The following is a 13,366-nucleotide window of genomic DNA, read 5'->3' as shown; positions in this document are numbered from 1 at the left end:
ACGGCTTGGAGCAGGGCACGGCCCTGGCGCGCGTTGTTGACGCGTGAGCCGCCGGGCATCGCGGTCCAAAAGCCGGTCGCTGCTGCGTTGGTGGGCATCCGGGCCCCCTCTCAGTTGTAGGCGTGCTGCCAGGTGGCGGTGACGGTTCCCGCGCCGGTGCCGGAGAACTGGACTGTCACTTGACCGCCGGGCGGGATCTCGATCCACTGCGCCGAGGCGAGGAACCCGAAGCGGTCGACGCCGTTGAGCGCAACCGAGCGGGTGAACGGACTGGTGTCGATCACCAACGTCTGTCCGGACTCGACGGTGCCGGTGTAGGCGATCACGTCGCCGGTGGCCGGATTGGTGAACGCCGGGTTCGCCAGCGGGCCAACGATCGTGAAGACCGGCCACGTCGGCGCCGTGCCGAGGTTGGGCAGCGACAGCACGCCGCCGTTTCCACTGCTGCCCCAGTCCAGGCCGCCGTTGGCCCAGTCCAAACCGCCAGGTGAGCCACCAGACCAGTCGAGCCCATCGGTCGACGGACCGCCGACGGTGAATGCCCCTGTCGTCTGCACGGCCGTGTCGAGCCAACGCGGATCGGCGGCGTACAGCCCCAGCTGCCAGTCGAAGCCCTGGGCGTCGGCCCAGCCTTCGACCTTTACCGCCGACGAGTCCAGCTCGACCAGCAGCTCTCGCGTCGAGATCCCGTCGGCCTTGACGAGCGTGAGTTGCGCGCCGTCAGGAAACAGGCCGAGCAGCCGGTCTCGTGCAGCCGCTGCGCCGGGGAAGTCCGGCGCCTGACACCAGCCCTGCACGGTGTCGGAGCGGGCCGCCAGGTATGAACGTGCGCGATACGCGCCCATCCCGAACGGCCGCTCCGTGGTGTGCAGCTTCCGGCTGGTGCCGGCGTGCAGGGTCTGCGCCGTCACCACCCAACGGCAACCGTAATCGTCATCCACATTGGCCGACCAGCTGCCGATCGAGTAGACCGGAAGGATCACCGAGGTAGGCACATCAGGCTCCCCTCATGGCCCAGCCGAGTTCGCCCGACACCGCCGCTGCGACGGCATAGGGCTCCATCGCGGCGGTGTGCACCGTGATGTTGTTGACAACGCCGCCGCCGGCCATCGTCGGGGTCCGTCCCATCCGCGCGTTTGTCTCGTCCAAGATCCGCTGTGAGCGGGCAGAGGTCGGGTCGAGCGGGATGTAGGACTCCGGGAACTGTGGGTTGTCCCCGACGACGCGCCATGTGTTCGAGGGCACGACTCGCGCCACCGAAGAAATCGGGGTCAGCCCCTCGAATCCGCCACCGGCGAAGAACTTCAGGATGTTCCCCGCCGCGTTCATCGTCGCGCGGCCCGTGCGGCTGTTGCTGCCACCGCCGGGAGTCCCGACGACGATCTGACGGATGTAGGAGTCCCGGTCGCGGGCCGCGTAGTTCAGCGACGACTCAGCTGCTGCCGTGTCGGCCTTCGCGTGCACCTCGGCCCAAGTGCCGTCAGCGTTCTGCTTCCACACCCGCACCTGGCCGGTAGCCGGATTGATGTCGGAGTAGGTGTGCGTCATCGCGCCGGTGGCGTCCGTCGTGGACTTCCACTGCCGCACCATTCCCGTCGCCGGGTCCGTGCTCGTGTACGTCGTCGTCCTGCCCGAGGTCTGCGTGGTGACGTTCTTCCAGTTCGTCACCGCCCCGTCCGCCGGGCTGGTGTTGGCGAACACCGTCGCCGTGGCGTTGCTGCTCCCGACCTTGTCGAGCAGCGCCTGCGCCGCCGCCCGGCCAGGCTCGGTGTTGGCGAACACCGCGAACTTCCCGTTCGGGAGCTTGACCACCGTCTCGCCGAGCTGCGCAAGCGCGGCGATCGCCGGGTCGGTCAGGGTGTCGACCGTGATGCCCTTCTCGTCCGGCACCGCTGCGAGCTTGGACTGGATATCGGTCAGCTGCTGCTGTGTCTCAGTGTCACCTTCGAGGCCCAGCTGCGTCACGACCTTGGCCGGGAGCATCCCGTAGTGGTCGAGAATCTTCCCGATCTGGGTGTCGTTGAGCCCGAGCTGGCGCAGCTGCTTCTCGAACTCGCCCCGCATCGCCGCCAGCTTCGGCGTGATCTCCGCCGCAGGAGTGCCCGCGTCCTTCAAGGACTGCGCGTAGCTGGCGAAGTCGGTCACGCCCTTCTGGACGGTGTCTTGAAGCTTCGACCCGGCCTCGGTGACGGTGTTGATCGCGCCCGAGGAGTCGACGAGGTCCTTGGCATGGGCCTTGATGTCGAGGCTCTTGAACGCGTCGCCGATACCGCGCAGGTCGTCGTTCCACGCCTGCAACGCCTCTTCGACGCTGGGTGTCTGCCCAGCCAGCCGCAGCATCACCTCGATGATCGCCTGGCCCTTGGCCGCCACGTCGCCACCGGCGGTGTTGAGCGCAGCGAATGCCGTCTCCAGGTCCGCCGTGGCCGCCTTCGCCGCGTACATGGCCGGGGTGGTGCCCCGCGCCGCGATGGACTCGACCTTGCGCAACCCGGCTTCGAGGTCGGCAGCACGCTTCGCGCCCTCAGCGGACGCGCCCGCCTGATCGTTGATCGCCCGGACGTTCTGGAGCGTGGTGACCAGCTCGGCCTTCTGCGCGTCGGTGAGGTCCAAGGACGCCATGCGAACGGCGGTCATGTCGTTCGCGACGCTCTCCGCACCCTCGCTCCCCTTCATGAACGCGTCGGCCTGCTGCAAAACCATGTCCGTGACATCGCCGCCGCGCGAGTGAGCTTGTGCCAGCCCGACCAGATAGCTGCGGAAGCCGTCGTTGACCTGCTTGAGCGCGTCCGCCTGGCCGAGGCCGGCCGCCGACACGGTCCCCATCGACACGCCGAGACGGTCGTTGGAGTAGAAGGCGTTCTTGTCCGACAGCGCCTTGAGCGCGGTCTGGCGGACGTTCTCCCCGATGACGCCGTTGTCGCGCCGGTACGCCTCGGTCATGTCGTTGACCGCCTGCGTGTGCTTCGCGGCTCGTGCGGCCGCTTCGGCCTGCTTCTGCCCGAGGACACCGAGGATCAGCCCGAACACGCCCACGGCAGCGGTGACCGGAGTGACCCCAGCGACCAGGCTTCCCAGGCCCGTGACGAACTTGCCCCGGAACCCGTCGGCGGCCTTGATGTCGTTCCCGATGCCCCTGAACCCGGCACCGACGTCGATGCCGAACCGGCTCGCGATCATCCCGGCAGCGGTGAGCGATCCGGCGAACTGCCCCACCTGCGGCGGCAGCATCGACACCAGCGACAGCAGCAGCCGCAGCATCGTGACGGTGCCAGTCCCGGTGCCAGTGAACCCGGCGAGGAACCCGATCACGGCCGAGCCCTGCGCGGTCATGTCGTTCAAGCCGCCGGTGACCTGATCGACGATCACGTGCAGCTGCGACAGCGGGCCTGACGAGCCATTCGCGAGGTTCGTGAACAGCGTGCCCAGCCGAGCCTCCAGCAGCGCGATGGTCGAGCCGAAGATGACGAAGCCCTGGCGTGCGCCTTCGCTCCCCCGGGAGGCATTGGTGAAGAACAGGCTCAGCCCGTCACCAGCCTGCGAAGTGAGGCTGTGCAGCCCCTTCAGCGCGGGCTCGGACGACTGCACGGCGGTGACCATGCCGGGCATCGCGTTCTCGGCGAAGTCGGTGGCGGCGCCGGTCAGCTCGCGCACCGCCGGGGCGGAGGCCGCAACTCCCGCGCGTATCTGCGGAGCCAGCCGGTCCCAGGCATGACCGGCCGAGTCGACGGCCGTGACCGTCTCGTTCTCCAGCACACCCGACAAGCCGCGCAGGTCGGCGCTGGCCCGGTTCGACAGGTCCTGGACCTTGCTCTGTACTCGTTCCGAGGACAACGCCGCGTAGACCCCGAGTGCCGCGAAAGCGCCACCAGCCAAAGCCAGCGACCCCACGACACCCGCCGCGCCGATTGCGGCGGCGGCGGGGAGACCGACGGTCAGTCCGGTGAACTTCAAGGCGTCGAACTGCGCGTTCGCCCTCTTCGCAGAGCGGCCGAGTTCGTCCTCGGCAGACTTGCCCGCCTTGCGCGCGGAGTCGCGTGTGGACTTCTCGTCGACCTCCGGCTTGATGACCGGCTTGGCCTCGCGCTCGATCTTCTCCTTGACGAGCTTGGTGTTACGCGGGTCCTTCAGCGCGGTGTCGAGCTTGACCGGCTCTTCGCCCTCGATCTTCGCCCGGATGCGCTTCTCGTCGCCGGAAGTCTCATCCTTCAGGTGGACCTCGACGTAGGCGCCGGCCAACTTGAAATCGTCGCCACCAGGTGCAGTCACCGCGCGCCCCCTTCGGTCAGCCGAAGTCGAAGACCCCGGCCTGATTCACACCCAGCGGCCCGTACTCACGGGTCTGGTTCAGGGCCTTCAGCTCGTCGGTGGTGTGCGCCCGCACCGGCGCGGCCTGTTCCGGCGGCCTGGTCGGTCCGTCAACGGGCGCATGAGCGGAAGACGGGGCTTCGACCGTGCGACGCATCGCGTGCCGGACGGCGCCGTCATAGACCGCGAGCCGGACCATGCGCGGCAGGAACACGGCGGCGGGCAGCTGGTCCAGCTCGTCGACCCGGTGGAAAGCCGACATGTCGCTCAGCACGTCATCGAGATGATCGAAGAACCAGCCCACGGCCGACAGCCGCTCGTGCCAAGCGTCGGTCAGGCTTTTGGGCCGAGCACCCCGTCCGGGAGAATCCGGTCCACCAGCGCGTTGAGCACTTTCTCCCACGCCGTCGGCGTCACGGTCTCGCAGTCCTGCAACGCTTCCCACGCCTCGTCGGTCAGCAGCTTCTCCGCCGCGAAGGCCAGCGCTTCGGCCTCGCCCTGCTCGGTGGCGATCTTGTACGCCTTCATCGACCACGACGGCGGGACTCGCTTCGGGATCGTGTAGGTCGCGCCGCCGACGGTGAACAACGGCTCGCGGTCGGCAATCAGCTCTTCGACCTCGGCGCGCGCGGCGTCGTCGTCGAGCACGATGCCGAGGTCGGGCGCAGGCTTCGCCACGGCCCGCTTGCGGGGCGCGGCCTTGCGGGTGGTGGTCGTCTTGCGGGGCGCGGATGCGGCCATGGTGCGGCCCTCCTGACAGGACAAAGGGTGGGACAGCCCCGCTCCGCACGCCGTCAGGTGCGCACGGAACGGGACTGCGTCTAGGGGTTGGGTCAGGCGGCGACTTCGTCGATCACCCGGATCGGGCTGATCGACTCCGAGACGAAGAACGCCTGGAACTCCGCCGCGAGCACCTGCTGGTTCGCCTTCTCCCAGTTCAGGGCCGTGTCACCCGAGGGCAGCGCCTTGCGCAGGATCGCCCGGCGCTTCAGCGACCGCGAGCCGTCGGTGACGTCCGGGCCGAGGCCGTCGATCAGCAGCGTCCGGTAGGGCGCCCGGTTGGCGGTCTGCCCGGCGTTGAGGTCGGACACCGCGTAGTTCGCGCCGGTCGGCCCAGCGGTCATGTTCCACGCGTACGCGAGGTTCGGCCGCGTCATCTCGGCGAAGTTCGCCGTGGCCTTGATGTCGCGGTCGGTCAGCCGCGCGCCGAGCTTGTCGACGAGCTGGTCACCGGTCAGCGGGGTCCACGTCGGGCTGATGCTCGTGTTGGTCCCGCCGAGCGTGATGCCCGTGTCGTACCAGGCGCTCGCCGCCGGGGCCAGGTTGATGTCGGTCAGCGCGGGCTCGTAGCTCAGAGTCGGGTCGAACGCGAAACGGTAGATGTACAGCCGGGCCGGACCCATGACGAGGTTTCCGGGCACCAGGCCGTTGGTGTCGGCCATGATCACTCCAAAGAGGACTGTGGGCCATGGGGCCCGAAGAGTTGGTTGTCAGTCCCCTCACGGGGTGCTCTTGGCGACCGGGACCCAGTGCAGCACCAGCTCCAGTGCGTACACGGCGTAGTCGCCGAAGTCGCCGTACGCCCGCCTCGGCTTCCCGAGGAGGTAGGCCGTCTTCACGACGGCGTTCTCACTGCACGCGGGCAACGGCACGAACCACGGCTCACGCCGGTAGGTCCCCGCCTGCACGCTCAGCGCGAGGTTGCGCGCCTTGTTCCACGGAGGCGCGTCCGTGCCCGGCGTCATCGCCCACGCCCGCACATCCATCACCGGCGACTCCAGCCGGTACTCCGGCACGGTGTCGCCGCCGGCCACCGCGACGGTGAGGAACCCTGAGGCTGCCCAGCCGCTCGTGTCGCGCGGCAGTATCTCCCCCACCATCCCGGCGGAGAGGCCACTCAACTGCGCCAGCCACGCCAGCGTCACCGCCTCGTCGGATGCGTAGAGGAACGGGGCCGTCATCACGCCCCCCGCCTGCGGTAGAGCGCCGGGCGGAGGTACGGCTGCGGCGGCACGATGTCGCCGGTGAACACCGTCTCGCCGTCCGGCCCGGCGTAGGCGACCCGGTGGCCTTCCTCGACGTACAGCGCGTAGTTCAGGTCCGACCCGATCCGCGCGGTGTCGCCGTTGATCTCGCTCGACAGCGACTCACGGAGGTGCCCGGTGTCGCCCACCGGCACCAGCCGCTTCGCGTCATCGAGGACTTCGCCGACGAGCCGGCCGAACAGCGCACGCACGTCGGCAGCGATCTGCTCGCGCCAGTCCGGGGCCTCGCGGTACTCCGCCACGGCTCACCCCCCGTCGTCGCCGATGCGCTTGAGCACCAGCACGGTGTCCGGCGCGCGGCCGGGTATCCGTGGCCGGGTCACGTTCTGCACGAGGTACAGCACGCCGTTGCGGTCGTCGCGGATCCGGTCGCCGGTGTGGATGTCCGTGGTGGACGGCACCGTGCCAGTGACCACGCGCACGACACGCGGGGTCTGCGTGGCCGGATCCCACGTGCGGGAGTCCCGCTCGTCGACCGCGAGCAGCACGCCGCTGGCCGCCGGGGTGAGGTTGTTCGGCACGGGGTCGCCGAAGTCCGACGACGTCACGTTTCGGAAGATCGACGCCCGGCAGGAGGCCATCGCGTACACGTCAGCCTCCGATCGGGCGCCAAGTCCCCGGGTCGCCGTCCTCACCCATCGGCTCACGAAGCCGAGGCGACTCCCCCGGCGCGCGCACGTGCAGCGAGCCGGAGCCGAGCCACGACACCCGCCGCAGCGCCTGCGCCGCGTGGGGGCCGAGGGTCAGCCAGCCGTCGTTGCCTTCCTGCGAGCCCTGACCGGAGCCGGTGCCCTTGACGTCCAGCCGCACGAACTCGTCCGGCTGGTCCTTCTGCCACGCGGCCTGGTAGGCGGTCGCGAGCTTGAGCCAGTACCGGTCACGCGAGCCGATCCGCTCGGCGTCCTCGAAGAGCCGGCCGCTCTCGATGTCGATCACGGCCTGCGCGCGAGGCATCGCGTCCTCGGTGACCGTCTCGCCCGTGTAGGTGAGCACGTCGGTGGCGCTCGCCCAGGTGTCCGGCATGGCCGTCTCCCTTCCGGCTCAGGGGCCGCGCAGCAGTACGCCACGCGGCCCCGTCACGGGCTCGGTCAGAAGTTCTTGACCAGCATCGAGAACGCGCCCGGCGCACCCACCGCGAACGCCTTGCGGGCGCGGAAGTACAGCAGGTTCTCGTCGGTGTCGACGCCGATGCCGGTCTCGGTGTCCTGGAAGTTCACCGCCAGTTCGCCGCCGGTGCGGTCGCCGACCTGGAGGAACTGCCGGTTGCCGAACACGATGAACGGGTTGCCGGTCGGCGTGGCCGAACCGGTGGCCGATGTCTTCGCGCCCATCGACCACTGGAGGTCGTAGCCGAACAGTTTCGGCGTGCCACCCTGGCCACCGCCCGCGACACCGGCGGTGGACTCGTTCAGGATCGGCGAGCCCGTGCTGTCCTTGATGCCGCGCAGCACCTGCTTGAACGACGGGTGAGCGACCACGATGGTCTCCGCCTCGTCGAAGAAGTCGCCGACCTCGTACAGGCCCAGCGCCGCCGAGAGGTTGTCGTAGGTGATCCCGCCGGTGCCGGCCAGCGTGAGGTTCGCGTTGCCGGTGTAGCCAGTGATCGTGTCGTTCTGCGTCAGCAGGTAGTACAGGCTGTCGAAGCCCCACCCGCTGGTGCCCTTCGCGGCGGTGATGCCCAGCGTGACGTTGTCGAAGAGCTTCGCGAAGGAGGTACCGGCGTCGCCCGACTTGGTGTCCACGATGGACGCCAGCGAGTCCTCCATGTCCTCGGCCGCAACGACGACCTTGCCACCGAACTTGTCGGTGTTCAGCAGCACCGAGTCGTTCGGCGAGCTGTCCGCCGGGGCGCTGGTGGACTTCGCCCACCGGCCGATGACGACGCCACCCGAGCGCGGGGTGTACTTCGTGTTGCTGCCCATCGGCACGTGGTTGCCCCAGCGGAGCACCGCCGAGGACTGCTGGACCTTCTGGATGACGTCGGGGTTGGTCTCGATCGGGATCCAGCCCGCCCCGGTGAAAGTGACAGCCATGACGGCTCTCCGTTTCCTGTTGGGATAGAGGGGAAGGGCCGCGACAACTGGTCACGGACGCGGCCGGATTGCCCTCACGGGCTGCTCTTGGTGCGGGGGATGGCGGACTGGATCAGCCGCCGTAGCGGGCGGCGATGATTTCGCCCGCCGTCTTCTCGGTGGCGGCGGTGGTCTTGCCGCCGGGCGTGAGCTTGCCGGGGCGCGGCTTCTCGCCTTCGCCCTCGGCCTTGAAGAACTCGGGGTACTCGGCCTTCACGCGCTTCACCTCAGCGTCGAGCCCGGTGATCTCGCCCTTGTCGTCGATGTCCAGCTTGGACACGTCGAGCAGGCCCGCCAGGGCGACCACGCGGTCGGTCTTGGCGTCGGCCTCCAGCAGCGCCGCGCGGGCGCTGGCCTTCACCGCCGTCGGCTTGTACCGCGCGGCTGCGGTCTCTTCCGCCTCGCGCTTGGACTTCTCGGCATCGGTCTCGTTCTGCTGCTGGAGTTCCTTCAGCTTCACGCGGCGGCTGGCCGACTCGGCGTTGACGCGAGACAGCTCGGCCTCGCGCGCCTCCCATTCGGCCTTCGTCGGCGGCTTCCACGCGTCACCGTCCCCGGTACCCGAGCCCTTGTCGTCGCCGGAACCGCCGGTGCCCTGGCCACCGTCACCGCCGGTTCCCGTACCTCCACCGCCACCGGTCCCGCCGTCGCCACCCGCGTCACGGGCGAACTGCCGGAACCGGCTGTTGAGCGTCTTGATCGCCATCACGGCGTCCTTCCTGGGATACGCCCGCCAGCGGGCCATCTGGTGAACCGGCCGCGCTTCACGGCCCGCTCCGCCCGCGTCTTGACCGACGCGGGCACCCGCCACCCCGAGGGCGCGGGAGAGTTCTTGCCGGACCCGATTCGGGTCAGCAGTCGGTCGGCGGCCGCCAGGCGGACGTTCTCCGACTCGGAGGGCAGCGCATCGCCGCGCAGGATCGACCGCTCGGCTTCGCGCCGAAGCGCTGCCGGGAGGTCGAACGCCGCCGAGTCCGCCGCAGCAGCAGCGGCACGGCGAGCCGCGTCGACGGCCACCTGGTCGCCGTTGGCCTGCGCGTCCTTGATCGCCTCGGCCCAGTCGTGGGTCACCCTGCGGGCAGCGGCCTCGTCGTGGCCGAGCCAGGGCGAGACTCGGCACCGGCAGTACGGATGCCGGGGCGGACGCTCTAGCTCGATGTCGACGAGCTCGCCCGCGTCGTTGTAGTCCTTCGGCTGGTACGCCTTGGCTCCGAAGGTCAGGCGCCAGTCGAACGCGTCGCCAGGCTCGATCACTTGGCCGGACAGCGCGAGGCACGCCACGCAGGCGTCCCGCTCGGCGATCCACACCAGTCGCCCGCCGACGTGCTCGGCAGCGGCGGCCAGGCCCTCGTTCAGCTCGTCGTTGGTGACGGTGCGCGCGGCGCGCTCGACGATGTTCCCGGCCTGGTCCGCGACCGCCAGCTGCCGGTCGATCGTTTTGAAGCTGCCGCGCTCCAGCGCCTCGACGAGATCGGCCGCGTGGGCAAGCTTCGCTCGCGCCGTCGACGTGGCTTCGTCGATGTGGCGTCGCGTCTCCTCGCGAAGATCGCTGCCGAGGTCCCGCTGTGGGGCGCCGGCCTCGATCAGGCCCTGCGAGACGCCGAGCACCCGAGCCCGCTGCGCGAAGTCGAGCAGCACGGGCGCCGGGTCGATCTGCACGGCACGAATGCGGGCCGCCAGTTCGGCCGTGTACGTGTCGAAGTCCTCGCCGGACCGGAGACCCCGGGGCCTACCGAACCGCTTGGACCAGGCCACGTGAGCCCACGACAAGGCGGACTTCAGCGCGTCTCGCACCGGCCCGGCCGTCGCGAGGGCTGCCGCGTCCTCCAGGGACAGCGCTTCGCCGTCGTGCTCGACGATGACAGCCGGGATGACGCTAGCCGGTGCCGTCATCGTCCGGGCCCGTCACGTCGCCCATCAGCTTCGTGATCACCGCCTGCACCGTGGCTTGGTCCATGAGACCGGCCGCGACCGCCGAGGCGAAGTTGCCCAGCGCGTCACCGAGCTGGTTGAGCAGGGCCACCCGCTGCGGCAGGCCACCGTCGCCATCGTCCAGCCAGCGCTCGACGTCCTTGGTGTCGTAGCCGATCTCCGTCAGCGACACGCCCACCGGCACGCCGACGTCCTGCTTCTGCTTGGCGTGGCCGAGCTTCGTGGACTCGTCGGTGGACTCGATCGGCGCCCAGGAGATCGTGACCGGTGCATCTTCCTGGCCGAGGATCTTCAGCATAAAGGCGTAGAACGCCCGCCATGTCGGGTGGAAGGCGTCGCGCCGGTCGCCGGCCTTGTCGTCCAGCGGCTCGTTCGCCGTCTTCAGCGACTCGCCGGACGGGATCTGTCCCGTGCGGTCGAACATGTGCAGCGGCGTGGAGGACGCCACCGAGCCCTCGCGCAGGTACGCCTCGCGGCGATCCAGGAAGACAGCGGCGGTGGTCGGCTCCAACTGCTTGATGTCGTCGTAGCCAGCCAGATCCCAGACCGAGCCGGGCTCGCTGGACAGCTTCGAGCGGCGGTCCTCCCCCGTCGCCGAGATCGTGCGCTTGCCGTCGGCGGACACGGCGAAGTCGTCTTCGTCCAGCTCGTCGGGGGTCATCGGTGAGATGCCGAGCTTCCGCAGGGCCACCCGCTGCGGCAGCGTGTTGAAGTCGACGCCCGCCATGTCGCTGATTTCCAGCTTCAGCAGCTTGTTCTGCGTGCCGTAGAAAGTTTTGTGCTCGGGCGTGCCGTACTCGCCCGGCAACCCGGTGCCATGGAAGTGGAACACCGGCAGCTCGTCGTACGGATTGACCTCGACTGCCTCGCGGCCGTCGTCGGCGTACGGGCGGAAGTCCCCGGCCTTGCTGGACCGCTGACCCTTGGCGATGAAGTGTTCGATCCGGTCGCTGTAGAGCAGATCCACCCGGACCCGCTTCTCCCCCAGCGGCGTCTTCGTGAGCCACCGCTGGATCGCGAGCTTCGGCGTCTCCGGCTCGTCCTCGTCGTAGATCACCCGCATTTCCCGGGGAGCGTGCACCGACACCCGCACCTTGCCCGGCACCACATCGCCATCGGCGTCGAGCTTCGGCCAGGCCGACAGGTAGCTGTCGCCGAGCTGGAGCGCCCGACGCATCACTGCGGGCCGGACGCGGCCCATGTGGTTGTCCTCGTCGACCTCGGCGATCAGTGCCGTGCGCTTGTCGGTGTCGCTGGTGATCGACGTGATCTTGAGCTTGTTCGCCACCGCGTCGATGACCACGTCGCCGAGCAGCGTCTGGAACGACACGCCTGCGTCGCGCAGCAGCGCCCGCACCCGCCGGGAGGTGAACACCTCGTCCACCGGTCCGTCGCTATAAGCCTTGGCCTTGCAGTACGCGTCGTCCGCGTCCGCCATCTCCTTCAGGGCGCCGTCGAGATCGCTGTTCATGCCGCCCCTTCCCGTGCGGTAGCCCGCTGTGGCGGGGCGTCGGACTTCAGGAACACTTCGACGCCGGTGCCGATCGTGTCCACCAGGTCGTCGTGCTCGGCCAGCGGGAACCGGATCATCTGCGCCTCGGCCTGGTGCAGCCGCTTCTCGTGGAAGACGCGGCCGCGTTGGTACTTCGCCAGCAGCGACCCGGCGCGCACTTCCTTCGGCCGGTCTTGGTGGACGGTGCGCACCGGCACCGGCAGGTCGTGCAGGATCGCCAGCCAGGTGTCGCCGCCCTGGTTCGTCTCGACGACGACACCGGCGATGTCCGGGAAGGCCGTGAGGATCTGGAGGACCCGCGCGCGCAGCCGTTCGCCGGGCGGGATCTTGACCTGCCACGCTTCGCGCACCACGCACACGCGATCCGACCCGGGCGCCGACGCACCGATCACAGCCAGCGCGGTGAAGTCGCTCTTCGCCTTCGTGGTCACCGCCGGGTCGATGGACAGCAGCTGATGCGTGATGGCCACGTCGTCCCGGTACGTGAAGTCGTCGCCCGACCAGAACGCCGAGTCGGCGGCCATCGGGTCGTTCATCATCTGCGACCGGAACTGCCGCGTGTGCCGCACCGAGTTGAGGTAGTCCAGCGACCACTTCTCCGGCCACAGGCTGCGCTCTGAGCCGTCCTCGGCAGTCACGATGGCCGGGTAGTACCGCGCCCGGAAACCTTCGTCAGTGACCCACTCAGGGACCTCTTCGCCCCGGGCCTGCGTAGCGACGTCGTCGATGATGGCGCCGGGCATCGCCACGGTGCCGGCCATCGTCAGGGACGCGTAGATGTTGAGCGGCAGGATTCCCGACAGGACAGTGGCCAGCCGGTGTGCCTTCTGCGTCGGGCTGTAGTTGCCCTCGGTGCCCTCGATGTCGTCGAGCACGAGGTGATCGGGCCGCCGCGTGCCGATCTTCAGGCCGAGGTTGGCCGAGTCGATCCCGCGCGCCACGAACACGAAGCCGCTGCGCGCGATGTACATCGACTGCGAGTCCGAGACCGTCACGCCCGACGGGCGCCGGGCCGGGGTACACAGCTGCGGGAAGTCGCTCCGCAGCAGCGCGTTGTTCTGCAACTCGTTCTTGAACGTCGTCAGGTGATCCATCGCCTGCGTCGCCGAGTTCGCGAACGCCGCGATGAACTGCCGGTGCCCGTGCGCGGCCAGCCACAGCGGGATGAGGGCGAACCACCAGGTGCTCTTACCGACACCGCGCGGGGCGATGATCGCGTCCCGCAGCTGTGCCGGTTCGCCGCCGATCGGCTTGACGTACCGCTTTGCCAGCTCGCACCACTCGTGGTGCGCTTCACTGAACGAGATCGCCTCGCCGGTCTCCGGGCCACGCAGGTGATGCGGCAGGTACGTCAGCGCGAAGAGCAGTGGACTCAGTCGCGTGAGGATCCGGCGGCCTTCGGGATCGGCCAGCAGTCGGTCGTCGATCCCGCCCAGGTACGCGTCGAGATCGAACATGGTGCCCTCCGCGTCGCGCCCGTGCGCGGGCCTCGGCCG

The 13,366-nt window shown here is 69.3% G+C and carries 14 protein-coding genes; all 14 read right to left on the bottom strand.

Annotation, left to right across the window (positions count from 1 at the left end):
- Window positions 1-110: 110 nt before the first annotated feature.
- The 14 genes from ACZ4TR_RS08345 to ACZ4TR_RS08280 all read right to left on the bottom strand — a co-directional run bounded on the left by ACZ4TR_RS08345 (window position 111) and on the right by ACZ4TR_RS08280 (window position 13,327).
- Window positions 111-995 carry a phage distal tail protein gene (locus tag ACZ4TR_RS08345; protein WP_465286399.1) on the bottom strand — a complete coding sequence of 295 codons (885 nt, stop codon included), beginning with the start codon at window positions 993-995 and terminating at the stop codon, window positions 111-113.
- A gap of 1 nt (window position 996) precedes the next feature.
- The gene (locus ACZ4TR_RS08340) at window positions 997-4,269 is read right to left on the bottom strand and encodes a hypothetical protein (RefSeq protein WP_465286398.1); all 3,273 of its coding nucleotides are present in this window, start codon (window positions 4,267-4,269) and stop codon (window positions 997-999) included.
- A 16-nt stretch (window positions 4,270-4,285) separates the two neighbouring features.
- The gene (locus tag ACZ4TR_RS08335; protein WP_465286397.1) at window positions 4,286-4,612 is read right to left on the bottom strand and encodes a hypothetical protein; all 327 of its coding nucleotides are present in this window, start codon (window positions 4,610-4,612) and stop codon (window positions 4,286-4,288) included.
- Between the two features lie 29 nt (window positions 4,613-4,641).
- Window positions 4,642-5,049, bottom strand: a complete 408-nt coding sequence (locus tag ACZ4TR_RS08330) for a hypothetical protein (protein ID WP_465286396.1) — start codon at window positions 5,047-5,049, stop codon at window positions 4,642-4,644.
- Window positions 5,050-5,141: 92 nt separating this feature from the next.
- A complete protein-coding gene (locus tag ACZ4TR_RS08325; RefSeq protein ID WP_465286395.1) occupies window positions 5,142-5,750 on the bottom strand; it encodes a hypothetical protein in 609 nt (202 codons plus the stop codon).
- A 57-nt stretch (window positions 5,751-5,807) separates the two neighbouring features.
- The gene (locus ACZ4TR_RS08320; protein WP_465286394.1) at window positions 5,808-6,269 is read right to left on the bottom strand and encodes a hypothetical protein; all 462 of its coding nucleotides are present in this window, start codon (window positions 6,267-6,269) and stop codon (window positions 5,808-5,810) included.
- Entirely contained in the window at window positions 6,269-6,595 is a 327-nt protein-coding gene (locus tag ACZ4TR_RS08315; RefSeq protein ID WP_465286393.1) for an HK97 gp10 family phage protein, read from the bottom strand. Before ACZ4TR_RS08315 ends, ACZ4TR_RS08320 begins: the two co-directional genes overlap by 1 nt.
- A gap of 3 nt (window positions 6,596-6,598) precedes the next feature.
- Window positions 6,599-6,901: a hypothetical protein gene (locus ACZ4TR_RS08310; protein WP_465286392.1), complete on the bottom strand. Its 303-nt coding sequence runs from the start codon at window positions 6,899-6,901 to the stop codon at window positions 6,599-6,601.
- A 43-nt stretch (window positions 6,902-6,944) separates the two neighbouring features.
- Entirely contained in the window at window positions 6,945-7,376 is a 432-nt protein-coding gene (locus tag ACZ4TR_RS08305; protein ID WP_465286391.1) for a hypothetical protein, read from the bottom strand.
- A 65-nt stretch (window positions 7,377-7,441) separates the two neighbouring features.
- Window positions 7,442-8,386 carry a phage major capsid protein gene (locus ACZ4TR_RS08300; protein WP_465286390.1) on the bottom strand — a complete coding sequence of 315 codons (945 nt, stop codon included), beginning with the start codon at window positions 8,384-8,386 and terminating at the stop codon, window positions 7,442-7,444.
- Between the two features lie 112 nt (window positions 8,387-8,498).
- Window positions 8,499-9,131, bottom strand: a complete 633-nt coding sequence (locus tag ACZ4TR_RS08295) for a phage scaffolding protein (RefSeq protein WP_465286389.1) — start codon at window positions 9,129-9,131, stop codon at window positions 8,499-8,501.
- Complete coding sequence (locus ACZ4TR_RS08290) at window positions 9,131-10,318, bottom strand: hypothetical protein (protein WP_465286388.1); 1,188 nt, start codon at window positions 10,316-10,318, stop codon at window positions 9,131-9,133. Before ACZ4TR_RS08290 ends, ACZ4TR_RS08295 begins: the two co-directional genes overlap by 1 nt.
- Window positions 10,302-11,828, bottom strand: a complete 1,527-nt coding sequence (locus tag ACZ4TR_RS08285; protein ID WP_465286387.1) for a hypothetical protein — start codon at window positions 11,826-11,828, stop codon at window positions 10,302-10,304. Before ACZ4TR_RS08285 ends, ACZ4TR_RS08290 begins: the two co-directional genes overlap by 17 nt.
- The gene (locus ACZ4TR_RS08280) at window positions 11,825-13,327 is read right to left on the bottom strand and encodes a hypothetical protein (RefSeq protein WP_465286386.1); all 1,503 of its coding nucleotides are present in this window, start codon (window positions 13,325-13,327) and stop codon (window positions 11,825-11,827) included. The genes ACZ4TR_RS08285 and ACZ4TR_RS08280 overlap by 4 nt, the downstream gene beginning before the upstream one ends.
- Window positions 13,328-13,366: the final 39 nt, after the last annotated feature.

This window comes from Amycolatopsis sp. NPDC028719, from assembly GCF_055565395.1.
The sequence above is the reverse complement of the archived record's forward strand: the minus strand, read 5'-3'. Positions and strand labels throughout refer to the sequence as shown.

What these genes read in the sequence shown, in the direction of transcription:
- ACZ4TR_RS08330 (WP_465286396.1), bottom strand. Translation starts at nt 5,049, where the DNA reads ATGGCCGCATCCGCGCCCCGCAAGACGACCACCACCCGCAAGGCCGCG.
- ACZ4TR_RS08325 (WP_465286395.1), bottom strand. Translation starts at nt 5,750, where the DNA reads ATGGCCGACACCAACGGCCTGGTGCCCGGAAACCTCGTCATGGGTCCG.
- ACZ4TR_RS08320 (WP_465286394.1), bottom strand. Translation starts at nt 6,269, where the DNA reads ATGACGGCCCCGTTCCTCTACGCATCCGACGAGGCGGTGACGCTGGCG.
- ACZ4TR_RS08305 (WP_465286391.1), bottom strand. Translation starts at nt 7,376, where the DNA reads ATGCCGGACACCTGGGCGAGCGCCACCGACGTGCTCACCTACACGGGC.
- ACZ4TR_RS08300 (WP_465286390.1), bottom strand. Translation starts at nt 8,386, where the DNA reads ATGGCTGTCACTTTCACCGGGGCGGGCTGGATCCCGATCGAGACCAAC.
- ACZ4TR_RS08295 (WP_465286389.1), bottom strand. Translation starts at nt 9,131, where the DNA reads ATGGCGATCAAGACGCTCAACAGCCGGTTCCGGCAGTTCGCCCGTGAC.
- ACZ4TR_RS08290 (WP_465286388.1), bottom strand. Translation starts at nt 10,318, where the DNA reads ATGACGGCACCGGCTAGCGTCATCCCGGCTGTCATCGTCGAGCACGAC.
- ACZ4TR_RS08285 (WP_465286387.1), bottom strand. Translation starts at nt 11,828, where the DNA reads ATGAACAGCGATCTCGACGGCGCCCTGAAGGAGATGGCGGACGCGGAC.
- ACZ4TR_RS08280 (WP_465286386.1), bottom strand. Translation starts at nt 13,327, where the DNA reads ATGTTCGATCTCGACGCGTACCTGGGCGGGATCGACGACCGACTGCTG.